The sequence below is a fragment of the Microbacterium sp. A94 genome (assembly GCF_051842855.1).
Taxonomy (GTDB): Bacteria; Actinomycetota; Actinomycetes; order Actinomycetales; family Microbacteriaceae; genus Microbacterium.
In genome coordinates, this window is sequence record NZ_JBPXMU010000004.1 from 220,324 (window position 1) to 241,956 (window position 21,633).

The window sequence follows — 21,633 nt, forward strand, 5'->3', positions numbered from 1 at the left end:
GGCAGGGCATGGGGCACAAGAAAAAGACCGTTGAACTGGATCGGGACAACGGCGTGGCCCCCGGGCTCATCGCGAAGAACAAGAAGCGGCTCGTCGTGGCCGGCGGCCGTTCGCACCCGGAGCTCACAGCCGCGGTGGCCAACGGCCTCGGAATCCAGCCGGCGCCCGTAGAGCACCGCACGTTCGCTTCGGGGGAGATCTACGCCCGCTTCGAGGTGTCGATCCGCGGTTGCGACCTGTTCCTGGTGCAGACATTCGGTGAACCGGTCAACGAGTGGCTCATGGAGACGCTCATCATGATCGACGCGGCTAAGCGTGCCTCGGCCAAGCGCATCACCGTCGTCGCCCCCTACTACCCGTATTCGCGGCAAGACAAGAAGGGTCGCGGGCGCGAGCCCATCAGCGCCCGTCTGGTCGCTGATCTGCTCAAGACCGCGGGTGCTGACCGTGTCATGAGCGTCGACCTGCACGCCGCGCAGATCCAGGGCTTCTTCGACGGACCGGTCGACCACCTGTTCGCCAAGCCCGTGCTGCTCGAGCATTTCCGTGAGACGCTGACCGCTGAAGACCGTGAGACGCTCACGATCGTCTCGCCGGACATGGGCCGTGTGCGCGTTGCCGACACCTGGTCGGACAGCCTGGATGCACCGCTGGCGATCATCCACAAGCGTCGCGACCCGAAGGTTGCCAACCAGGTCTCCGTGCACGAGATCGTCGGCGCGGTCGAGGGGCGCACCTGTCTGCTGGTCGACGACATGATCGATACCGGTGGCACCATCGTCAAGGCTGCGCAGGCACTGAAGGCGGCTGGTGCGCGCCGCGTCATCGTGGCAGCAACGCACGCGATCTTCAGCGACCCGGCATCCGAGCGTCTGCAGGACGAGTCGATCGATGAGGTCGTCGTCACCGACACGATCCCGCTGTCCGCCTCGCGGCAGTGGGATGGACTCACGATCCTGCCGATCGCTCCGCTGCTCGGCCGGGCGATCCATGAGGTGTTCCAGGACGGATCGGTCACCAGCATGTTCGGCGGCGACGCCTAGCACGCGCTCTCAGCAAGCCCGAGGTTCTGTGATGTCTTCATTCACCGCTGTGCGGCAGCGGGTGCTCTCGATCCTCGGTGCCGTGTCGATGTATCGGCTGGTGTTCTTCGCGCTCGTGGCGCTCGCGCTCATCGCGCTACTGCTTTCGGCGATCGGCGGGATCGTGTCGCCGACCCCGGTGGAGATCGTGGTCTCGTTCGTCGTGCTGGCTGCGGTGATCTCCGCTGTCGATGCCGCGGCCCAGCGGGTGCTGCATCTGCCGTGGCGCGTGGAATCCTCGCTCGTTACCGCGCTGATCCTGCTGTTCGTGATGCGTCCCGGCACAGACCCTGCGGCCCTCATCGGGCTCGCTCTGACGGGCGCTGTGGCGAGCTTGTCGAAGTACGTCATCGCCTGGCGTGGCCGCCATATCCTCAATCCGGCGGCATTTGGTGCAGCCGTGGTCACGCTGATCGGATCCTTCGGCGCATTCGAATGGCTGGGAACGTCGGCATCGTGGTGGGTGGGTAACGCGGCGCTCGCGCTTCCCGTTGCACTGTTCGGACTGCTCGTGCTGTGGCGCACCGAGAAGATTCGGGTCGTGCTGGTGTTCGTGCTGATCGCGGTCGGCACCGCGGTCGTGCGCCAGGCCGTGCAGGCCCAGCAGCTCGGCGTCGAGTTCGACCTGTCTGCGGCTGTGCAGTTCGCAGTGCTGCAGTCGCCGTTCCTGTTCCTCGGGGTGTTCATGGTGTCCGAGCCGCTGACCAGTCCGCCCCGGCGCTGGCAGCAGTTCGCTGTCGCAGCGCTGGTGGGGCTGCTCGCTGGTTGGCCGATTCTCATCGGGGGATTGTTCACCCTCGGACAGGAGCGGGCGCTGCTGATCGGCAATCTGCTCGCGGTCGCCTTCGCACTGCGCGGGTCGGTGCGGCTGACACTGCAGAAACGTGAGTTCATCACCCCGACCGCGCAGGAGTTGACCTTCCGAGCTCAGGGGAAGTTGAAGTTCATCCCCGGTCAGTACCTCGAGCTCGATGTGCCGCATCACCGCCCGGATGCGCGAGGCACCCGCCGCGAGTTCAGCATCGTCTCTGCGCCGGCAGATCTTCCGACCCTGCGCATCGCGTACAAGAACGGTGATCAGAAGCATCCCTCGTCGTACAAACGGGCGCTTGCGGCCGCGCAACCGGGAGCGACGCTGGCTGTGACCGGAACCTGGGGCGACTTCGTCCTGCCGCACGGCGATGCGCCGGTGCTGATGGTGGCGGCCGGAATCGGCGTGACACCGTTCGTCTCGCAGCTGCGGCAGTTGCAGGCTGACGGGCTGCAGCGCGACGTCGTGCTCGTCTATGTCGCAGCCGAAGCGATGGAGCTGGCATTCCGCGCGGAACTCGAAGCGACCGGAGTACCCACGATCGTGTTCACTCGGGATGCCCCGCAGGCGTTGCCGGAGCACTGGCACTGGGCACAGGGCGTGCGCCTGGATGCCGCTGGGCTTGAGCGAGTCGTGCCTGATCTGCCGAGTCGGCACGCGTTCATCTCCGGGCCGCCGCGGCTGCTCGCCGACCTCGCCCCGGCCCTGCAGAAGGCCCGGTCACTCACGACCGATGCCTTCGCCGGATACTGACTCGTCCTCGCCCAGCCTCGCCCAGCCTCGCCAGGCCCGCCAGACCCGCCAGACCCGCCCTCGGTCCGGATGCAGGGCGATCGTACAGATGCAGGGCGAAACGCCGTGGGATGCCACTGCAGGCGTGCTTCGGCCCTGCAAGTGTGCGGCCCTCACTAGTTCTGCACACTCCGTACGGATGCAGGATTCTTCCACATTCGTCGTGTGGACCGTATTCCGGCACCGAGGACGCGGGATCATCGGCAGATGCTTCAACCAGCTCAGATCATTGCGTCCGAGGGCGGCATCGCCCGTGGAGTCCGATTGCAGGAGTTCGGATTTTCCCGTCGGATGCTGTCGCACGCTGTGCGCGGCGGAAACATTCTGCGGCTACGCCCGGGTGTGTTCGCCTTACCCGACACGAATCCCGACCTTGTGGAGGCTGCACGCCACGGCGGCGCCGTCACCTGCGCTCGCGCGCTGCGCCTGCACGGTGTCTGGACCCTGAACGAGGATGAGGCCGTGCACGTCTGGTTGGGCGGCACCGGGAGAGTGCATCATCCCTCAACCTGTTCGTGTGTCGGCCATTTCTTCGCCGGACCGATGAAGCTCGGACTGGCGCCGCTGGATGTGGTGCTGGTGCATGTCTACCATTGCCACGGCGATGAAGCCTTCTTCGCTGCGCTGGAATCGGCGCTGCGCCAGCGGAAGATCAAGGCCGTTGCGAAAGCTCGAATCCGACAGCGCCTCCCGGTGGGCGCACGATGGTTGGTCGACCTTGCCCGTTCCGACGCTGACAGCGGGCTGGAATCATTGCTGCGCCTGCGTCTTGAGCTGCTCGGCATCCGGCTCGACTGTCAGGTCTCGATACCGACTGTCGGACGGGTGGACTTCGTCGTCGCGGGCCGACTGATTCTCGAGACGGATGGGAAAGAGAATCACGATGGCGAGTCCGAACGGCACAGAGATCTCATGAGGGATGCCGCGGCATCCGCCGTTGGGTACGAAACGCTCCGCTTCGACTACGCGATGGTCGTGTACAACTGGCCCATCGTCGAAGCGGCGATCCTCGCCGCCCTCGCCAGACTCGTCTGATGCCCTGGCCTGGTGACTGGTGACTGGTGACTGGTGACTGGTGACTGGTGCCTGGTGCCTGGTGCCTGGTGCCTGGTGCCTGGTGCCGGTCCGGATGCAGGGCGATCGTACAGATGCAGGGCGAAACGCCGTGGGATGCCCCTGCAACTGGGCATTGGCCCTGCAAGTGTGCGGGGCTAGGCGGCCGCAGACCTCGCGGGGAGGGGGAACCGTGCCGTGAACGTCGTATCGCCGGGAGCGCTTTCGACCGTGATCGTGCCGCGGTGGCCTTCCACGATGGCCTTGGCTATGGCGAGCCCGAGACCGGTGCCCCCGGTCTGACGGGTACGGGAATCGTCGCCCCGGGCGAATCGGGCGAACAGCTCCTCACGAACATGCGGGTCGATTCCGGGGCCGTTATCGTGCACGCGGATGAGCGCTTCATCGCCCTCGCGCGCGACGCCCAGGGTGATCTCGGTGCCCTCCGGAGTGTGGGTGCGCGCGTTCGCGAGCAGATTCGCAACGACCTGGTGCAGGCGTCCGGCATCACCGGGCATGATGACGGGTTCTTCTGGAACATCGATGCTCCAGCTGTGATTCGGCCCGGTGGGGCGCGCATCCGCGAGGCCCTCCAGCGCAAGCTGGGTGAGATCGACCGTACCGTGGACGAGCTCTTGCCCTTCATCTAGACGTGCCAGCAGCAGCAGATCTTCGACCAGCCTGGTCATTCGCAGCGACTGCGCCTGAATGCGCTCCAGCGCCATCCGAGTGTCCTCGGTGGTGCGCGCAGCCCCCGGCGTTTCGGTCTGCAGTGCTCGCAATGAGAGCTCCGAGTATCCGCGGATGGAAGCCAGCGGCGTGCGCAGTTCGTGGCTGGCATCCGCGACGAAGCGTCGCATCCGCTCTTCGTTCTGCTGACGAGAGGCGAGTGAGTCGTTGACGTGATCGAGCAGCGTGTTCAGCGAGGCGCCGACGATGCCGATCTCGGTGCGCGGATCGGCTTCCGTTGCGGGAACGCGCTCGGTGATCGTCACCGCTCCGCGGTCCAACGGTTGGTTCGCGACGCGCGTGGCTGTGCGGGCGACGGCGCGAAGCGGCGCCAGGCTGAAGCGGATCGTCACGGCCGTCGTCAGCGCGAGCAGGATGAGCCCGCCCAACGTCGCCAGTGTGATCACGGTGAGCAGCTGCGCCAGGGTTCGATCATCCGGCGGCAGTCCGGTGACGATGGCGATTTCGTTGCCGCGGGCATCGGCGACCTGAGTGACTGTGACCCGGAAAGCGCCCAGATCGCCCAGCCTGATCGATGCGCTGCCCGAGGATTGAACGGCCCTGTCGATCGCGATCAACTGTGTGTCGGTGAGGACAGTCGTGCCATCGGCTGTGGCGACGACGCCGCTTGCTCCATCGGCTGAGGCTATGGCCAGCAGGACGGCGGACGAGGGGAAATGCTGGCCGGCCAGAACCGTTTGCGCGGTGATCGGTTCACCAGAGTCGGCGGACGACTCTGCCTGTGCTGCCGTCAGATACGTCGTCTGGGCTGCGGTCGTTTTCACCTGCTCCTGGAGCTTGCCCTCCAGCGCCCGCCCGAGCGTCGCGCTCGTGATGACCGCGACAATGATGAGGATGAGCGACACGAACCCGATGACGGCGCACAGCAGGCGCGTCTGCAGGGTCAGTGGTCTCGTCAGCCCCAGTGAGGTCACTGCGGGGCCTTGATCATGTATCCGACGCCGCGCACGGTGTGCAGCAGGGGAGTGCGCCCGGCGTCGATCTTCTTGCGCAGGTACGAGATGTACAGCTCGACCACCGAGGACTTGCCGCCGAAGTCGTAGCTCCACACGCGGTCGAGGATCTGCGCCTTCGACAGCACCCGGCGCTCATTGCGCATGAGATAGCGCAGCAGTTCGAACTCGGTTGCGGTCAGTTCGATCTCGGTGCCGGCGCGCTCGACCTCGTGGCTGTCCTCGTTCAGGGTGAGGTCACCGACGCGCAGGATCGACTGCCCCTCGTCGCTGCTGGCGAGGCCGGTGCGGCGGATGATGGCACGCAGGCGCGCGATCACCTCTTCGAGACTGAAGGGCTTGGTGACGTAGTCGTCGCCACCGGCCGTGAGACCGGCGATACGGTCGCCGACGGCATCCTTCGCGGTCAGGAACAGCACCGGAACCAGGTTGCCGGATTCACGCAGGCGACGCAGGACGCTCATGCCATCCAGATCAGGCATCATGATGTCGAGCACCAGCGCGTCGGGTTCGAACTCGTGGGCGACCTGGAGGGCTTCGAGTCCGGAGGATGCCGTTCGCACCTCCCATCCCTCCATCCGCAGCGCCATCGCCAGCAGGTCGGTGAGCATCTGCTCGTCGTCGACAGCCAGGATGCGCAGTGCAGAGCCGTCGGCGCGATGCAGTTCAGGCAGATCGTGGGTCATACGACCATTCTGTGGAATCAGCTATGAAGAATCTATGGAGTCCGCTATGCGCTCCCTGTGAGTTCTTGCGTCCAGATCGAACTCATCTCGTCGAGGGTGCGGTCCATGATCGCGATCATGGACGACGCGGCCTTGTCCGCGTTGCCGGTCTGGATGGCCGTGGCGATATCGACGTGCATCTGCAATGCCTCGGATGCTGGGAACTTCGGCATCAGGTTGTACTGGGTCCGTCCGGTGAGCACTTCGGCGACCAGATGGTGCAGTTGCGCGAACATCTCGTTGCCGCTCATAGTGAGGATGAGGGAGTGGAACTCCTTGTCGAGCGCGAGGAAGCCAGCAGTGTCACCCTCCTTTCCTGCGGCCCACAGGCGTCCGGCGAGGCCGACGAGATCGCTGGCCTGATTCAGTGGTGCTCGCATCGCGGCCAGGCGTGCTGCTGCGGGTTCGATCGCACCGCGCAACTCCGTCAGCGAACGCAGTTGCGCCACGCGGCTGGGGCCGGCGAGGCGCCAGCGGATGACCTGTAAGTCGTACACGTTCCACCGGGTGAGGGGGAGCACGCGCATACCTACCCGTCGCTTGGGCGCCACCAGTCCCAGCGCCTCGAGTGCACGCAGCGCTTCACGCACCACCGAGCGGGAGACTTCGAAACGCGACTCGATCGACTCGGTGGTGAAGGTGGTCTCCGGCCCGATCACGCCCGAGCAGATTTCGCGCCCCAGCGTGTCGAGGACGAGGTTTCGCAGATCGCCTCGCACGACCACGGCGGGAGAGGCGGGATCAAGTACATTCTCTGCGGTCATGGTTAGATCTTATCTTTTTCATCACGACGGGTTGAAAAGTATGACTTATTGAAGATAACTTGGCCATTGAGCAGATGTAACAGGGCACCTGCGCCACGAGCCCCGCGATGATGCGAGTCTCAGGATGGAGAGTCACAGTGAAGTACGGATCCAAGACCGCCCGCTTCTTCGCGGCGGCAACAACAGCAGTGGTCGCCGGAGCGCTGGTCAGCTGCAGCGGCGGCACCGGTTCAGAGATCGACGAGACCGAAGGCATCGAGGGCGAGACGATTCGGGTCACCCTCGCCAACCATGTGTGGACCGAGACCATCAAGGAACTCATTCCGCAGTTCGAGGAGGAGACTGGCGCGACGGTCGAGATCAGTCAGCTCGCCGAAGATCAGCTCTCCGACCAGTACAACGTCAAGCTCAACGCCGGCACCGATGAGATCGACGTGCTGATGTATCGACCGCTGCAGGAGAACAAGCTGTTCGCCAGCAACGGATACCTCGCCGACCTCACCGAACTGGCCGAGGCCGACGCCGACTGGGACTGGTCCGACTTCCAGCCGGGTCCGGCATCCCTGACCACCTACGATGACCAGATCGTCGGCGTTCCGATTATCACCGAGCGCACCGTGCTGTACTACCGCAAGGACCTGCTCGAAGAGGCCGGCCTCGAGGTTCCGACCACACTGGAAGAGCTCGATGCGGCAGCTGCCGCCATTCATGAACTGCACCCCGACGTCGCCGGCTACATCGGCCGCACCGGAAAGTCAGCTGCCGTCACTCAGTTCAGCGCATTCCTGTTCAGCTCCGGCGGACAGTGGATCAATGACGACGGCACCTCGGCCATTGGCAGTGATGAGGCTCGTGGTGCTTACCAGTACTACGGCGACCTCATCCGCAACCACACCGACGCCACGATCAACCCCGAGATGAGCTGGGCCGAGGCGTTCGCGGTGTTCCAGCAGGGGCAGGCAGCCTTCATCGCCGATGCCGACAGCCTCTACAAGAACATGACCGACCCGACACAGTCCACGGTCTCGGAGCAGGTAGGTTTTGCTCCGTTCCCCGAGGGCGAGGCCGGATCCAAGCCGTACAACGTGGCGGCGTGGGCCCTCGCGGTCAACGAAACCGCTTCGAACCCGTCGGCCGCCTGGCAGTTCGTGCAGTGGGCGACGTCGAAAGACATCACCCTGGAAATGGCGAAGCTCGGCGTCTCCGGCGCCCGCACCTCGGTGTGGGAGAACCCTGAGGCGACCGCGGATTACCCCGAAGAGCTCGTCGAGGCGATCAAGATCAACGGCGAGAACGGCATCGGTCAGGACCGTCCGCTCGTGATCCAGGTGTCCGAGGCCCGCGAGATCGTCGGTGAGCCGATTGTCGTCGCGATCGCCGGCGGCGATGTGGATGCTGCCGTGGACTCATCGAACACCGCTTTCGACGAGTTCCTTCTCGAGGACTCCGAGTAACCATTCCCGTCCGCCGTGCCCCGGAGCATCCGCAACGACGCTTCGGGGCACGGCCAACCAACACGGAAACTCTCATGACTGCACTACAGAGCCCCGAGCAGGTCGGGACGCAGGAGCGCTTCAGCCGCTGGGCCAACCGGCACCGCAAGTGGCTGTTCGCCGGTCCCGCGATCGCGTTCACGACGCTGCTGCTGGTCATCCCGCTCGGCTGGACACTGTTTCTCAGCTTCACCGATGCCCAGCGATCGGTGCGCCGCAAGTTCGACTTCAACGGCCTCGAGAACTACGCCGAGGTACTCACCGACACCGAGCGTTTCTGGCCGGCGGTGTGGCGCACCTTCGCCTTCACCGGCGGCGCCCTCTTCTTCGAGCTGATCCTCGGGATGATCATCGCACTGCTGCTGTGGAAGCCGTTCCGTGGCCAGGGCGCTGTGCGAACGATCATTCTCCTGCCGCTGGTGGCTACCCCGGTCGCGGTCGGCATGATGTGGCGGCTGCTGTTCGAGCCGAACATCGGCTTCGTCAACGAGATGCTCGGCTGGGTCGGAATTCCGCCGCAGCCGTGGCTGGCAGATCCGGCCACATCGCTTGCGACTCTGGTGTTCGTCGATATCTGGCAGTGGACGCCGATGGTCACGCTCATCCTGCTGGCCGGTCTCACCAGCCTCTCCGAGGAGCCGCAGGAAGCGGCCAAGGTCGACGGGGCGAACGGCTGGCAGCGGTTCTGGTACGTCATCGTGCCGCTCATGCGCAGCGTCATCGTCGCGGCTGTCCTCCTGCGCGGTATCGACGCGCTGAAGACCTTCGACCTGCTCTATGCCACCAAGGGTAAGGGCGGTGGAGCCTTCCACGACGTGGAGACGCTCAACATCTACGCCTACGGTCTGAGCTTCGACTACAACGAGTACGGCCTGGCCTCGGCCGTCCTGATCCTGTTCTTCCTCATCATCCTCGGCGTGATCTGGGTCATCCAGATGCAGCGAAAGGTCAAGGACTCATGACCACCACGACCGACACCCGCACCCTCGTCATGAACGGCCAGAAGCCGGGGCGAACCCGGCGCAAGAAGGTCCGCATCGGCACGGTCGGACGAATCATCGGCCTGGTGGTGATCGTGCTGGCTTTCCTCGGGCCCATCGTCTGGATGGTGCTGGCCAGCTTCAAGTACAACGTGCAGATCTACGACGCGAGCAAGGCGTTCATCTTCGATCCCACGCTCGACAATTACGGCACCGTATTCGATCCGCGACGCGGCAACTACCTCGTCTACATCTGGAACTCGTTCTTCGTCGCATTCATGGCGACCGCACTGTCCATGGTGCTCGCCCTTCCGGCGGCATACGCGATGAGCCGATTCCTGATGAACAAATCCGCGATGGCCGTGCTGCTGGCGCGCATCATTCCCGGCGTCAGCCTGCTGGTGCCCTGGTACTTCATCTTCGCCCAGTTGAAGCTGACCGGCGGGTACTTGCCGCTGATCCTGTCGCACATGTTCGTGTCGTTGCCGCTGATCCTCTACATCATGATGTCGTTCTTCGATCAGATGCCGGAGGAACTCGAAGAGTCCGCGCAGGTGGACGGCCTCACCGCGATCGGGGCATTCTTCCGGATCACCCTGCCGCTGTCGGTGCCCGGCATCGCCACGGCGACGATCCTGTCGTTCATCTTCTCGTGGAACAACTTCATGTTCGCTCTGGTGCTCTCCGGCAACTCCACTAAGACGCTGCCGGTGGCGATCTTCGACTTCATCGGGTATGCCTCGATCGACTGGGGAGCCCTCATGGCGGCATCCGTCGTCGTGACCACACCGATCATGCTGATCGCACTGTTCACACAGCGATACATTGTCAGCGGGCTGACCGCCGGCGCCACGAAAGGCTGAGTATGCGTGTGACTGCGAGCGTTGCCATCATCGTGATGGGCGTGCAGGGAATCGGAAAATCCACCATCGGACGTCTGCTGGCCGAACGGCTGGACGTGCCGTTCATCGACGGGGATACTCTGCACTCCGCGGACAACATCAGCCTGATGGCATCCGGCACACCGCTCACGGACGCCGATCGCGAGCCCTGGTTGCACGAGGTGGGGGAGACCCTCATCGAGCACGCCGCATCCGGCGGTGTCGTCGTGGCCTGCTCAGCTCTGCGCCGCAGCTATCGCGATCTCATCCGCACCCATGCACCGCAGACCTACTTCGTGGACCCGTGGGCGCCGATCGAACTGATCCGTGAGCGCGTGCAGGCCCGATCCCACGAGTACATGCCACCGGAGCTGCTGGAGTCGCAGTACGCGACACTCGAGCCGCTGGCAGATGACGAGCAGGGGATCCGGGTCAGCGTGGTTCCGGCACCCGACGAGATCGTTGCCGAGATCTGCGCCGACTACCTCGTGAGCATTGGGGCCATGCAGTGACCGCCACCATCAGCAGGGTCGAATCGTTCCCGGTAGCGCCGCGTTGGCTGTTCGTGCGCATCGAGACCGACGACGGTTTGGTCGGCTGGGGAGAGGCCTCTCTGGAAGGGTACGGCGATGTCGTGCGGGCAGCCGTGGATCAGTTCGCGCAGTACCTGCTCGGCCGCGACCCAGGGCTCATCGAAGACCACTGGCAGGTGCTCACCAAATCGCAGTTCTACCGGGGCGGCGCGGTGCTCGCCAGCGCCGTGGCCGGCGTCGATCAGGCGCTGTGGGATCTCAAGGGCAAGCGCCTCGGGGTGCCAGTGCACGACCTGCTCGGCGGCGCCGTTCGCGATAGCATCCGTGCGTACGGCTGGGTGGGCGGCGACGACCCGCTGGAGGTGGCCGACCACATCGCCGCGCAGCTCGATGTCGGATTGACCGCGGTGAAGATGAACGCTTCGGGACGGATGGGCCGCAACGGCTCGGTCGCCGAGCTGCAGGGCGTGGTGGACCGCGTCGCCAGTGCGCGGGAAGTGCTCGGTCCAGACCGGGACGTCGCCGTCGATCTGCACGGCCGGTTCACACTGGCCACCGCACGTCGGCTCGCGCCGCTGCTGGAGCCGCTGCATCCCTTCTTCATCGAGGAGCCGGTCGTCCCGGAGAACTCGCACGTGATCGGGCGGATGGTGGATGCCACGACCATTCCGATCGCGACGGGGGAGCGACTCTACAGCAGACAGGAGTTCCTGCCGGTGCTGCAAGCGGGGATCGCGATCGCGCAACCTGATCTGTCGCACGCCGGCGGAATCTCTGAAGTGCGCCGGATCGCCGCGCTCGCCGAAACCTTCGATGTCACTCTTGCGCCGCACTGCCCGCTGGGGCCGCTCGCGCTCGCCGCGTGCCTGCAGGTGGGATTTGCGACGCCGAACTATCTCATTCAGGAGCAGTCGATCGGCATCCACTACAACCAGGGCGCCGAGGTGCTCGATTACGTTCTCGACACGACCCCGCTGCAGTTCGTCGATGGCGGTTTCGCGCGACCGGCCGGGGCTGGTTTGGGTATCGAGATCGATGAGCAGGCCGTGCGTGCCGCCGCCGGTCGCTGGCGGACGTGGCAGAACCCCATCTGGCGGCACGCCGATGGTTCGATGGCGGAGTGGTGACGCAGTGGTGACGAGGAGATTATGAGCACCGTAGACAACGCACAGCTCCGTGACCGGATCGCGTCCGATCGCCTGATCGCGATTCTGCGCGGAACGGACGTGGATGCCACCGTGGCCGCTGCGCGCACCCTGATCGCCGCTGGCATCACGACGCTCGAGGTCACCCTCACGCTGGCAGACGCCGAAGAGGCGATCGCCCAGATCGTGTCGGATGCTCCGGATGAAGCGCTGGTCGGCGCCGGAACCGTCCTCACCGAGCGCGATGTCGACCGCGCCGTCGCCGCCGGGGCGCAGTTCATGGTTACCCCCACGCTGACGGCATCCGTCGACTACGCGATCGCGCAGGGGATCGGAGTTCTGCCGGGCGTGTTCACTCCCACCGAGATCCAACGCGGGATGGACCTCGGCTCTGCCGCAGTGAAGCTGTTTCCGGCATCCGTTCTTGGCGCGGGATTCATCCAAGCCGTTCGAGACCCGCTCCCCGACGTACGCATCATCCCGGTCGGCGGAGTCTCGCTGGAATCCATCCCGACGTTTCTCGCGGCGGGAGCCTTCGGCTTCGGCATCGGAGGCACGCTGGTGGGCGACGCCGCAGGGCCCGGCGGCGACCTGGCCGCGCTCGCCACACGCGCCGGCGCTTATCGCGCCGTCATCGACGAGCATTCACCGCACGAAAGGAAGCACTCGCTGTGATCATCGACAAGGCAGAGGTCATCGTTACCAGCCCCAGCCGCAACTTCGTCACCCTGCGCCTGACGACCAGCGACGGGCATGTCGGCCTCGGCGATGCGACGCTGAACGGCCGCGAACTCTCGGTGGTGTCGTATCTGAAGGACCACGTGGTGCCGCTGCTGCTGGGGCGTGATGCACACCGCATCGAAGACACCTGGCAATTCCTGTACCGCTCGGCATATTGGCGCCGTGGCCCCGTGACGATGGCCGCGATCGCCGCCGTCGACATGGCGCTGTGGGACATCAAGGGCAAGGCCGCGGGGATGCCGGTATATCAGCTCCTGGGCGGCGCTTCGCGCAGCGGACTGCTCGCCTACGGGCACGCGTCGGGCAAGGAACTGCCGGAGCTGTTCGACAGCGTGCATGCGCATCTCCAGGAGGGCTTCAAAGCGATTCGCGTGCAGACCGGCGTGCCGGGTCTCAAGTCGATCTACGGGATCGCATCGCAGGCGGTGGATGCCGGTGGCGGCGACGTCCGCTACGACCACGAGCCGGCTCGGCGCGGCGCGCAGCCGGTTCAGGAGGACTGGGACACGCGCGCGTATCTGCGGCACTTGCCCGGCGTCTTCGAGGCTGTGCGCCACGAGTTCGGCCCCGCACTGCCGCTCCTGCATGATGGACACCACCGGATGACGCCGATCCAGGCGGCGAAGCTGGGTAAATCGCTGGAGCCCTACGACCTGTTCTGGCTGGAGGACTGCACCCCGGCCGAGAACCAGGAGGCGCTGCGGCTCGTGCGTCAGCACACCACGACGCCGCTGGCCATCGGTGAGATCTTCAACACGGTGTGGGACTTCAAGGATCTCGTCCGCGAGCAGCTGATCGACTACGTCCGTGGCGCCGTAACCCACATGGGCGGCATCACGGCATTGAAGAAGACGCTCGACTACGCCGCGCAGTACCAGATCAAATCGGGCGTGCATGGACCGACCGACATCTCGCCGGTCGGCATGGCTGCCGCGATGCATCTGGGACTCAGCATCCACAACTTCGGCATCCAGGAGTACATGCAGCACTCGTCGCAGACCGACTCGGTGTTCCAGCAGTCCTACACGTGGTCGGATGGAATGCTCCATCCTGGCGACGAGCCGGGACTCGGCGTGAGCCTCGACCTCGACGAGGCCGGCAAGTACCCGTACGAACGCGCCTACCTTCCTTATAACCGACTCGCCGACGGCACCGTTCACGACTGGTGACGAGATGACCGAGCTCATGCGTGCTGATGTGAAACGACGAAGTCCCGGCCGCAGGGGCCGGGACTTCGTCGTTCAGATCAGTGCGTGTCGACCGCTTCGATCTCGGTGCGGTCGCCCGACCACTGCGTGTGGAAGGTGCCGTCCTTGTCGATGCGCTTGTAAGTGTGCGCACCGAAGAAGTCGCGCTGACCCTGCACGAGGGCTGCGGGCAGGCGATCGGCCCGGATGCCGTCGTAGTACGACAGCGACGACGAGAACGCGGGAGCGGGGATCCCAGCCTGTGCTGCGGCGATGACGACACGGCGCCATGCGGCCTGGCCGCGTCCGAGCGCCTCAGCGAAGTACGGCGCGGTCAGCAGAGCGGGAAGCTCCGGTGCTGCGTCGTAAGCGTCGGCGATGCGGTTGAGGAACTGGGCGCGGATGATGCAGCCGCCGCGCCAGATCTTCGAGATCGCACCGAGGTCGATGTTCCAGTTGTACTCTTCGGCGCCGGCGCGGATCTCGTCGAACCCCTGCGAGTAGGCGACGATCTTCGATGCGTACAGGGCCAGACGCACGTCTTCAATGAACGCATCGTGGTCGGTGACCGCGAACTCTGTCTCCGGGCCGGGCAGGTTCGCAGCGGCCGCGCGCTGCTCGGGGTGAGAGGAGAGCGAGCGGGCGAAGGTGGCCTCGGCGATACCGGAGACTGGAACGCCCAGCGCGAGCGCGGTCTGCACCGTCCATGCGCCGGTGCCCTTGGCTCCGGCCTGGTCGAGGATGACATCCACCAGCGGCTTGCCGGTTTCAGCATCCACCTGGCGCAGTACCTCGGCGGTGATTTCGATCAGGTACGACTCGAGCTCGCCCGTGTTCCACTCCGCGAAGATCTCGGCGATCTCAGCGGGCGTCTTGCCGGTGCCGCGGCGGATGAGGTCGTAGGCCTCGGCGATCAGCTGCATATCGGCGTACTCGATGCCGTTGTGCACCATCTTCACGAAGTGCCCGGCGCCGTCGTGGCCGACGTGCGTGACGCACGGCTCGCCCTCGGCTACCGCGGCGATCGAGCGCAGGATCGGGCCGAGCGTGACCCAGGACTCGTCCGAGCCACCGGGCATGATGCTCGGGCCGAGGAGCGCACCCTCTTCGCCGCCGGAGATCCCGGCGCCGACGAAGTTGATACCCGTTTCACGGACCGCTTTCTCCCGGCGGATCGTGTCGGGGAAGTAAGCATTGCCGCCATCGACGATGATGTCGCCGGGCTCGAACACCTCAACAAGCGAGTTGATGACCGCATCGGTCGGACCGCCGGCTTTGACCATGATGATCGCTGTGCGCGGCTTCTGCAGGGAGTCGGCGAATTCCTGATAGGTGGATGCCGGAACGAAACCGGCCTCCGGGTGTTCATCCAGGACGGTCTGTGTCTTCTCGTAGCTGCGGTTGAAGATCGCCACGCTGTTGCCCTCGCGGCTGGCGAGGTTGCGGGCGAGATTCGAACCCATGACTGCGAGTCCGACGACTCCGATGTTTGCCGTAGCGGCAGAGGACATTGATGCACCTTCCGTGAGGGAGAGCCCGCGGCAGGTGAAAGAAGCGTGCGGGTCGCTTCCAGGTTAGTCCCGCGTGTGGGCAGCTCCGGCCCGCATTACCGGTTACGAGCAGTCAGTCCTTGCGGTAGCCGGTACGGCCCATCGCGAACAGCGCCCCGATGGTGAGAACGGTTGCGCCGAGCGTCATCGCGCCGATGAGCCAGAAGATGGCGTGTGAGATAAAAGCGGCGTCAAGCATGCCGGACTCCAAATTCTGCGAGGGGAAGAGGGCCTGGCTTTCAGCCTACCCGGTCATCCGGTACGATAAAGGAGTTCCTCGGCGAGGGATGCTTCGCGTGCGTCGCATCCGTTATCGACGCGGCGAATCGAGCTCCGCGGCTTTTTCGTGTGTCGACGTCCGAGAATCTGACCATTAGACCACCACGCGACGAGCAATTCGTCGCGTGCCCCGAAGGAGAATTCATGTCTCAGGACACCAAGGTCCACGCAGAGGTTCGCGAGCAGTTCGGCAAGGGCTTCGCCCGTCGTCTGCGCGCTGCCGGCAAGATCCCCGCCGTCATCTACGGTCACGGCACCGAGCCGGTGCACGTGGCACTGCCCGGCCACCAGGTCTCGCTCATCATCCGCCGCGCGAACGCGTTGCTCGATCTCGACATCGACGGCACGGGCCAGCTCACGCTGGTCAAGGACGTGCAGCGTGACCCGGTGCGCCAGATCATCGAGCACATTGACCTCCTCGTCGTGAAGAAGGGCGAGAAGGTTCAGGTTGAGGTTCCGGTGCACACCGTCGGCGAGTCCTTCTCGGGCACGATCGTGACCGTTGAGCTCAACACGATCAAGCTCGAGGTCGAGGCCACCCACATTCCGCAGAGCCTCGAGGTCTCGGTTGAGGGTCTCGAAGAGGGCGCTCACATCACGGCCGGCGACGTCGTGCTGCCCAAGGGAGCGACTCTGATTGACGAGCCCGAGCTGCTGCTGCTCGCCGTCTCGGTCCCGGCTGCTGAAGTTTCCGCTGAGGACGAGGAAGCTGCGGCAGCAGCTCCCGCCGAAGCGCCTGCTGCCGAGTAATCACCAGCGCTGTGCACAGAGGGGACGCGAGCACATCGCGTCCCCTCTGTCGTATGCTGACGCCCGTTGAGGAACGAGAGGGAAATGGCTGATACCTGGCTGATCGTGGGTCTCGGTAACCCCGGACCCCGCTATGAGACCACGCGGCACAACATCGGCCAGCTCGTCACGGATGAGTTGGCGGGGCGACGCAACGAGAGCTTCCGTGAGCACAAAGCCGGAGCACGAGTCGTGGAGACGTGGCTGCGTCCCGGTGCCGACAAACTGGTACTGGCCAAGCCCAATTCGTTCATGAACGTTTCCGGAACTCCGGTGGCGGCTCTGGCGCGCTTCTACTCCGTTCCGCCGGAGCGCACGGTCGTCGTGCACGACGAGCTCGACATTCCCTTCGATACAGTCAAGCTCAAAGTCGGTGGCGGCCACGGCGGCCACAACGGGGTGCGCGATGTCGCTCGGGCGATCAGCACGGCAGACTTCCCGCGTGTGCGCGTCGGAATAGGGCGTCCTCCCGGACGCCAAGACGCGGCTGACTGGGTGCTTTCACCCTTCGGGAAGGTGGAGCGCGAGACGCTCGGCATTCTCGTCTCGGATGCGGCGGATGCTGTTGAGCTGCTCGTCGCCGAGGGATTGCTTGCCGCGCAGCAGAAGCATCACGCTCCGCGCTAGGTGCGTCCCTAGGTGCCGTAGAGCGAGACTGCTCCGGCAGCAGCCCCGGCGCTGAGTGCGATGAAGAGCACGATGAAGAAGATCACGGGAGCGATGACGCTCACGATTACGGCTGCGATGCCCCAACCTCGTCCCTTCTGCTGGATGATCGCGATGATGCCGAGCACGATCGCCGCGATGCCGGCAAGCGTGCCGATCCAGAATCCGATCTCGCCCCACAGCACCTGATCGCGCACGGGGGACAGGAAGGAGAGATCCTCATCGGCGCTGTCGATATCGATCATGATCGAAGGTAGGCCGGCCCCGATCTGGTACCCGGCGGTGCCGGCCAGGATCGGCGCGACCACCGCGGCGATGGATGAGAGCACGACAGCGATCACGCCGAGGAGAGGGGACTGCGGTGGCGTGGGCTGCGGTGCCTGATAACCACTGGAAGGTGCGCTGTAGCCGCCGACAGGAGCAGCAAAGGCGCCAGGAGGTGTGGCGTACGGCTGCTGGTACGCAGGTGCCGCGTATCCGGGCGCTGGCGCTGCCGGGTAGCCCGGTGCGGGCGGCACCGGCGGCACAGAGCCGTGGGGGACGGGCGGCGGAAACTGCGGATCGGTCACGCCCCCATCCTATTGGGCGTGACCGACCCGATCGTCAGACTCGACGCAGCAGCCCGACCTTGTCGTAGACGTCAGTCAGGGTCGCGTCCGCGACCTCGTCGGCGCGGGCGGCGTTCGCCGCGAGGATGCGGTCGAGCTCGGCGGGGTCATCGAGCAGCTCGAGAGCGCGAGCGCGTACCGGCTCGAACTCTGCGACGACGACCTCGGCCAGGCCCTTCTTGAAATCGCCGTAGCCGCGGCCAGCATACTCATCCTCGATTGCCGGGACCTGTCGCCCGGAGAGGGCTGCGTAGATGGTGAGCAGGTTCGAGACACCCGGCTTGTTCTCCCGATCGAAGCGCACGCTGCCCTCGTTGTCGGTGACGGCGCGCATGATCTTCTTCGCCGATTTGGCCGGGTCGTCCAGCATCCACAGCACGCCGGCATCGCTCTCGGCAGATTTCGACATCTTCGATGTCGGGTTCTGCAGGTCGTAGATGCGCGCGGTGTCCTTCTGAATCACCGGCAGGGGAACGACGAACGTCTCACCGAAACGCGAGTTGAAGCGCTCGGCGAGGTCGCGCGTGAGTTCGACATGCTGCTTCTGGTCGTCGCCGACCGGTACGACATCGCTCTGATACAGCAGGATGTCGGCGGCCATGAGCACGGGGTAGGTGAACAGGCCGACGCTGGTGGCGTCAGCACCGTAGCGGCTGGACTTGTCCTTGAACTGCGTCATGCGCCCGGCCTCACCGAAACCGGTGAAGGTCGACAGGATCCACGCGAGCTCAGCGTGAGCGCGCACGTGCGACTGCACGTACAGCGTCGACTGCGACGGCTCGATGCCCGCGGCGATGTACTGCGCGGCCGTGCGACGGGTCTTCTCACGCAGCTCGGCCGGGTTCTGTGCGACGGTCAGGGCATGCAGGTCGACGACGGAGAAATACGCGTCATAGGAGTTCTGCAGATCCCGCCACTGCAGGAGCGCGCCGATGTAGTTACCGATCTGAAGAGAGTCGGCTGATGGCTGCATTCCGGAGTAAAGGCGAGGTTTGGTCACGTATCAATCCTACGGGGAGTGGGCGTGGGGATCAGTACGAGTAATCGACGATGACCGGGGCGTGGTCGCTCCAGCGTTCGGCATAGGATGCCGCGCGCGCAACGCTGTACGCCTGCACCCGCTCCGCGAGCCCGGGTGTTGTGAGGTGATAGTCGATGCGCCACCCGGTGTCGTTGTCGAAAGCCTGACCGCGCGCAGACCACCAGGTGTAGGGACCATCGATCTCGCCATGGAAACGCCGGCCGACATCGATCCAGCCCAGGCCCGGGCCGACGGTGCCGTCGACGCCGGTCACGTCGATGCCCGCTGCGCCGAGAAAACGGTCGAAGTAGGCGCGCTCGCGGGGCAGGAAGCCGGATTTCTTGCGGTTGCCGCGCCAGTTCTTGATGTCGAACTCGCGGTGACCGACGTTGAGGTCACCGGTGACGACGGCGAGGGCATCATTGTCACCAAGCTGCTGCAGACGCGGGCCGAAGGCGTCGAGAAACTTCCACTTCTCATCCTGCTTGGGGGAGTCCGCCTCGCCGGAGTGCACATAGGCGCTCACAACGGTCAGCGGGCGGTCGCCGAGGAGGAAATCGCCTTCGATCCAGCGCCCCTTCGAATCGAACTCGTCCGGACCGAATTCAGTGCGGCTGGCGATCACCGGCGTGCGGCTGGCGATCGCGACCCCCGCGCGGCCCTTGGCCGTGGCGGCATCGTGAACGAAGTGCCAGCCGGGCAGAGCCGACTCGATGTGTTCGTCCTGACCGCGCACCTCTTGCAGCGTCAGAATGTCAACTTCTGCGCTGTCGAGCCAGGTGCTCATTCCGTTGCGAGCGGCGGCCCGAATCCCGTTGACATTGACCGATGCGATACGCAGATGAGGCATATCTCAAGCCTAACCAGAGCCTCCGACGTCCGGCGCCGCGGCCTTGACGCTGGCGAGTTCGGTCGCGGCTGCTCTGACCGCGCGATTCTTGAGCCAGCGTTGATACCAGGGCGCCTGTTCACGGTCGCGGACGGCATCGCGCAGACGCATGCGTGCTGCCTCCAGCAGCATCTCGTGCGCCGCATGACGCCGCTCCTGTTCGGTCTGCGCCAAGAACGGCACATCGCGGTCGGTCGCGGTCACCGCGATCCACGCCGAGGCGACGAGCATGACCACGCCGTTGATCCGGAACCACAGCAGCAGTCCGATGAAGATCGCGAACGTGGCCAGCAGCGGGTTGGTCGGGGTGTAGCTCAGCAGGAACCCCGCGCCGAACTGCAGCACTGTCATGGCGCCGCCGCCGAGGACGGCACCGGGCCAGATCGTGCGCCAGCGGAGGGAAGTGCCAGTCAGGAACCGCACCATCGCTGCCAGCGCCGATGACATCAGCGCGAACGAGACGACGATCGTGCCGATCCGGATCAGCACGTTCACCGTGGTCGATCCGGCATCCCAGCCGAGCAACTGCAACGCCCAGCTCAACACCGCCGCGCTCGCGTACGCCAGGGCCGAGCCCAGAATCAGCGCGACGCCGAGGATGACCGCGGCTAACAGGTCGCGCGCTTTCAGCAGCAGGTAGTTACGGCGATCCGGACGCAGGCCGAAAATGTCGCGGACAGCCCGTCGCGAGAATGTCACCCATCCGATCGCGGTCCAGATCAGCGCTATCAGGGCGATGAGACCGGTGATGGTGAGCACCCCGGTCGTGGTCTGCGCGATGTGGTGCGCCTGCTCCGGGGTGATCAGCCCGTGATCTTTGCTGATGAGACTGGGGATGTAGCTGTTGATGACACGGATCAGAGCGTCGACGGCCTCTTTGCTCCCGCCCAGCCACAGCCCGGCGGTGGCGAATGTCACATAGATGGCCGCGAAGATCGCGAACAGCGCCTGATAGCTCACTCCAGCGGCCAGGAGAAAACCGTTGTTCTGCAGGAAGTGCCGCCACACGCGTACCGGGAAGAGCTCCAGGGTGCGTTTGGTCAGTGCCGTTGCACGTTCCACGGCGGCATCGAGGCGCCGGGCCTCGGAGGTATCGGTTCCGGATGCACCGGCGGGGGAATCAGACACGCCCCCACCCTATCCAGGGCGGGGGCGTGTCGATGTCTGCGACCAGCGGTCAGCGGCGACCGCGGAGCACGGCCTGCTTGACCTCGGCGATGGCCTTGGTGACCTCGATGCCACGTGGGCACGCCTCGGAGCAGTTGAAGGTCGTGCGGCAACGCCAGACGCCCTCCTTGTCGTTGAGGATGTCCAGGCGGACCTCGGCATTGTCGTCACGCGAGTCGAAGATGAAGCGGTGTGCGTTCACGATGGCGGCGGGGCCGAAGTACTGCCCGTCGGTCCAGAACACGGGGCAGGACGAGGTGCACGCAGCGCACAGGATGCACTTGGTGGTGTCGTCGAAGATCGCGCGGTCGGCGATCGACTGCACGCGCTCCTTGCCCTTCTCCGGCGTCGAGCTTGCTACCAGGAACGGCTGAACCTCGCGGTAGGAGGCGAAGAACGGCTCCATGTCGACGATGAGGTCCTTCTCCAGGGGCAGGCCCTTGATGGCCTCGACGTAGATCGGCTTCGAGATGTCGAGGTCCTTGATCAGCGTCTTGCAAGCGAGACGGTTGCGACCGTTGATGCGCATAGCATCCGAACCGCAGATTCCGTGTGCGCACGAGCGGCGGAATGACAGCGAACCATCGACCTCCCACTTGATCTTGTGCAGGGCATCCAGCACACGGTCGGTCGCGTAGAGCTCGACGTCATAATCGACCCAGCGCGGCTCCGCGTCCTTTTCAGGATCGAAGCGGCGCACGATGAACGTGACCAGGAACGACTGAATTGCCGGCTCTGCGGCGGCAGGAGATTCTGCGACGGCGTTCGACATGG

Annotated in this window: 22 protein-coding genes; 12 read left to right on the forward strand and 10 right to left on the reverse strand. The window is 65.1% G+C overall.

Annotated features, from left to right (window positions below; genetic code table 11):
* The first annotated feature begins 8 nt into the window (after positions 1-8).
* From ACSU1L_RS12315 to ACSU1L_RS12325, 3 genes are all read left to right on the forward strand, one after another.
* Positions 9-1,043 carry a ribose-phosphate diphosphokinase gene (locus tag ACSU1L_RS12315; protein ID WP_439255993.1) on the forward strand — a complete coding sequence of 345 codons (1,035 nt, stop codon included), beginning with the start codon at positions 9-11 and terminating at the stop codon, positions 1,041-1,043.
* 31 nt (positions 1,044-1,074) lie between these two features.
* A complete protein-coding gene (locus tag ACSU1L_RS12320; protein WP_439255994.1) occupies positions 1,075-2,646 on the forward strand; it encodes a flavodoxin reductase in 1,572 nt (523 codons plus the stop codon).
* Positions 2,647-2,892: 246 nt separating this feature from the next.
* A complete protein-coding gene (locus ACSU1L_RS12325) occupies positions 2,893-3,720 on the forward strand; it encodes a DUF559 domain-containing protein (RefSeq protein ID WP_439255995.1) in 828 nt (275 codons plus the stop codon).
* Between the two features lie 176 nt (positions 3,721-3,896).
* Here ACSU1L_RS12325 and ACSU1L_RS12330 read toward each other — a convergent pair whose 3' ends face one another.
* The 3 genes from ACSU1L_RS12330 to ACSU1L_RS12340 are packed head-to-tail and all read right to left on the reverse strand — an operon-like array spanning position 3,897 to position 6,930.
* Positions 3,897-5,402 (reverse strand): sensor histidine kinase, encoded by a 1,506-nt coding sequence (locus ACSU1L_RS12330; protein WP_439255996.1) that lies wholly within the window; start codon positions 5,400-5,402, stop codon positions 3,897-3,899.
* Positions 5,399-6,127, reverse strand: coding sequence for a response regulator transcription factor (locus tag ACSU1L_RS12335; protein ID WP_438255065.1), 729 nt, complete (start codon positions 6,125-6,127; stop codon positions 5,399-5,401). The genes ACSU1L_RS12330 and ACSU1L_RS12335 overlap by 4 nt, the downstream gene beginning before the upstream one ends.
* 44 nt (positions 6,128-6,171) lie before the next feature.
* Positions 6,172-6,930, reverse strand: coding sequence for a FadR/GntR family transcriptional regulator (locus ACSU1L_RS12340; protein ID WP_438255067.1), 759 nt, complete (start codon positions 6,928-6,930; stop codon positions 6,172-6,174).
* Positions 6,931-7,067: 137 nt separating this feature from the next.
* Between ACSU1L_RS12340 and ACSU1L_RS12345 the strand changes: the two genes are divergently transcribed.
* The 7 genes from ACSU1L_RS12345 to manD all read left to right on the forward strand — a co-directional run bounded on the left by ACSU1L_RS12345 (position 7,068) and on the right by manD (position 13,872).
* Positions 7,068-8,384 (forward strand): ABC transporter substrate-binding protein, encoded by a 1,317-nt coding sequence (locus ACSU1L_RS12345; RefSeq protein WP_438255069.1) that lies wholly within the window; start codon positions 7,068-7,070, stop codon positions 8,382-8,384.
* Between the two features lie 74 nt (positions 8,385-8,458).
* Positions 8,459-9,385, forward strand: a complete 927-nt coding sequence (locus ACSU1L_RS12350) for a carbohydrate ABC transporter permease (protein ID WP_438255070.1) — start codon at positions 8,459-8,461, stop codon at positions 9,383-9,385.
* Entirely contained in the window at positions 9,382-10,266 is an 885-nt protein-coding gene (locus ACSU1L_RS12355; protein WP_438255072.1) for a carbohydrate ABC transporter permease, read from the forward strand. Before ACSU1L_RS12350 ends, ACSU1L_RS12355 begins: the two co-directional genes overlap by 4 nt.
* 2 nt (positions 10,267-10,268) lie before the next feature.
* Positions 10,269-10,796, forward strand: a complete 528-nt coding sequence (locus ACSU1L_RS12360) for a gluconokinase (protein ID WP_438255073.1) — start codon at positions 10,269-10,271, stop codon at positions 10,794-10,796.
* Positions 10,793-11,944 (forward strand): galactonate dehydratase, encoded by a 1,152-nt coding sequence (gene dgoD, locus ACSU1L_RS12365; protein WP_438255074.1) that lies wholly within the window; start codon positions 10,793-10,795, stop codon positions 11,942-11,944. The genes ACSU1L_RS12360 and dgoD overlap by 4 nt, the downstream gene beginning before the upstream one ends.
* Before the next feature lie 21 nt (positions 11,945-11,965).
* Complete coding sequence (locus tag ACSU1L_RS12370) at positions 11,966-12,637, forward strand: bifunctional 4-hydroxy-2-oxoglutarate aldolase/2-dehydro-3-deoxy-phosphogluconate aldolase (RefSeq protein ID WP_439255998.1); 672 nt, start codon at positions 11,966-11,968, stop codon at positions 12,635-12,637.
* Positions 12,634-13,872 carry a D-mannonate dehydratase ManD gene (manD, locus tag ACSU1L_RS12375; protein WP_439255999.1) on the forward strand — a complete coding sequence of 413 codons (1,239 nt, stop codon included), beginning with the start codon at positions 12,634-12,636 and terminating at the stop codon, positions 13,870-13,872. Before ACSU1L_RS12370 ends, manD begins: the two co-directional genes overlap by 4 nt.
* Before the next feature lie 77 nt (positions 13,873-13,949).
* On the opposite strand, the gene gndA is transcribed toward manD, so the two are convergent.
* Together gndA and ACSU1L_RS12385 are read right to left on the reverse strand one after the other, a co-directional pair.
* Positions 13,950-15,401 (reverse strand): NADP-dependent phosphogluconate dehydrogenase, encoded by a 1,452-nt coding sequence (gndA, locus tag ACSU1L_RS12380; protein WP_439256000.1) that lies wholly within the window; start codon positions 15,399-15,401, stop codon positions 13,950-13,952.
* 112 nt (positions 15,402-15,513) lie between these two features.
* A complete protein-coding gene (locus ACSU1L_RS12385) occupies positions 15,514-15,639 on the reverse strand; it encodes a hypothetical protein (RefSeq protein ID WP_438255079.1) in 126 nt (41 codons plus the stop codon).
* A gap of 224 nt (positions 15,640-15,863) precedes the next feature.
* On the opposite strand from ACSU1L_RS12385, the gene ACSU1L_RS12390 reads away from it, so the two are divergent.
* On the forward strand, positions 15,864-16,469 hold the full coding sequence (locus ACSU1L_RS12390; protein ID WP_438255080.1) for a 50S ribosomal protein L25/general stress protein Ctc: 606 nt from the start codon (positions 15,864-15,866) through the stop codon (positions 16,467-16,469).
* Positions 16,470-16,553: 84 nt separating this feature from the next.
* Positions 16,554-17,135: an aminoacyl-tRNA hydrolase gene (gene pth, locus ACSU1L_RS12395; protein ID WP_438255081.1), complete on the forward strand. Its 582-nt coding sequence runs from the start codon at positions 16,554-16,556 to the stop codon at positions 17,133-17,135.
* Between the two features lie 8 nt (positions 17,136-17,143).
* Here pth and ACSU1L_RS12400 read toward each other — a convergent pair whose 3' ends face one another.
* From ACSU1L_RS12400 to ACSU1L_RS12420, 5 genes are read right to left on the reverse strand one after another with little or no spacing between them, the layout of a single operon-like run.
* Positions 17,144-17,743, reverse strand: coding sequence for a hypothetical protein (locus ACSU1L_RS12400; RefSeq protein ID WP_438255082.1), 600 nt, complete (start codon positions 17,741-17,743; stop codon positions 17,144-17,146).
* A 34-nt stretch (positions 17,744-17,777) separates the two neighbouring features.
* Positions 17,778-18,782 carry a tryptophan--tRNA ligase gene (trpS, locus tag ACSU1L_RS12405; RefSeq protein WP_439256001.1) on the reverse strand — a complete coding sequence of 335 codons (1,005 nt, stop codon included), beginning with the start codon at positions 18,780-18,782 and terminating at the stop codon, positions 17,778-17,780.
* A 31-nt stretch (positions 18,783-18,813) separates the two neighbouring features.
* A complete protein-coding gene (locus ACSU1L_RS12410) occupies positions 18,814-19,653 on the reverse strand; it encodes an exodeoxyribonuclease III (protein WP_438255085.1) in 840 nt (279 codons plus the stop codon).
* 9 nt (positions 19,654-19,662) lie between these two features.
* Complete coding sequence (locus ACSU1L_RS12415; RefSeq protein WP_439256002.1) at positions 19,663-20,820, reverse strand: YihY/virulence factor BrkB family protein; 1,158 nt, start codon at positions 20,818-20,820, stop codon at positions 19,663-19,665.
* A 49-nt stretch (positions 20,821-20,869) separates the two neighbouring features.
* Positions 20,870-21,631, reverse strand: coding sequence for a succinate dehydrogenase iron-sulfur subunit (locus ACSU1L_RS12420; protein ID WP_438255088.1), 762 nt, complete (start codon positions 21,629-21,631; stop codon positions 20,870-20,872).
* Positions 21,632-21,633: the final 2 nt, after the last annotated feature.

What these genes read in the sequence shown, in the direction of transcription:
- ACSU1L_RS12315 (WP_439255993.1), top strand. Translation starts at nt 9, where the DNA reads ATGGGGCACAAGAAAAAGACCGTTGAACTGGATCGGGACAACGGCGTG.
- ACSU1L_RS12320 (WP_439255994.1), top strand. Translation starts at nt 1,075, where the DNA reads ATGTCTTCATTCACCGCTGTGCGGCAGCGGGTGCTCTCGATCCTCGGT.
- ACSU1L_RS12325 (WP_439255995.1), top strand. Translation starts at nt 2,893, where the DNA reads ATGCTTCAACCAGCTCAGATCATTGCGTCCGAGGGCGGCATCGCCCGT.
- ACSU1L_RS12335 (WP_438255065.1), bottom strand. Translation starts at nt 6,127, where the DNA reads ATGACCCACGATCTGCCTGAACTGCATCGCGCCGACGGCTCTGCACTG.
- ACSU1L_RS12340 (WP_438255067.1), bottom strand. Translation starts at nt 6,930, where the DNA reads ATGACCGCAGAGAATGTACTTGATCCCGCCTCTCCCGCCGTGGTCGTG.
- ACSU1L_RS12350 (WP_438255070.1), top strand. Translation starts at nt 8,459, where the DNA reads ATGACTGCACTACAGAGCCCCGAGCAGGTCGGGACGCAGGAGCGCTTC.
- ACSU1L_RS12355 (WP_438255072.1), top strand. Translation starts at nt 9,382, where the DNA reads ATGACCACCACGACCGACACCCGCACCCTCGTCATGAACGGCCAGAAG.
- ACSU1L_RS12360 (WP_438255073.1), top strand. Translation starts at nt 10,269, where the DNA reads ATGCGTGTGACTGCGAGCGTTGCCATCATCGTGATGGGCGTGCAGGGA.
- ACSU1L_RS12370 (WP_439255998.1), top strand. Translation starts at nt 11,966, where the DNA reads ATGAGCACCGTAGACAACGCACAGCTCCGTGACCGGATCGCGTCCGAT.
- gndA (WP_439256000.1), bottom strand. Translation starts at nt 15,401, where the DNA reads ATGTCCTCTGCCGCTACGGCAAACATCGGAGTCGTCGGACTCGCAGTC.
- ACSU1L_RS12385 (WP_438255079.1), bottom strand. Translation starts at nt 15,639, where the DNA reads ATGCTTGACGCCGCTTTTATCTCACACGCCATCTTCTGGCTCATCGGC.
- ACSU1L_RS12390 (WP_438255080.1), top strand. Translation starts at nt 15,864, where the DNA reads ATGTCTCAGGACACCAAGGTCCACGCAGAGGTTCGCGAGCAGTTCGGC.
- pth (WP_438255081.1), top strand. Translation starts at nt 16,554, where the DNA reads ATGGCTGATACCTGGCTGATCGTGGGTCTCGGTAACCCCGGACCCCGC.
- ACSU1L_RS12410 (WP_438255085.1), bottom strand. Translation starts at nt 19,653, where the DNA reads ATGCCTCATCTGCGTATCGCATCGGTCAATGTCAACGGGATTCGGGCC.
- ACSU1L_RS12420 (WP_438255088.1), bottom strand. Translation starts at nt 21,631, where the DNA reads ATGTCGAACGCCGTCGCAGAATCTCCTGCCGCCGCAGAGCCGGCAATT.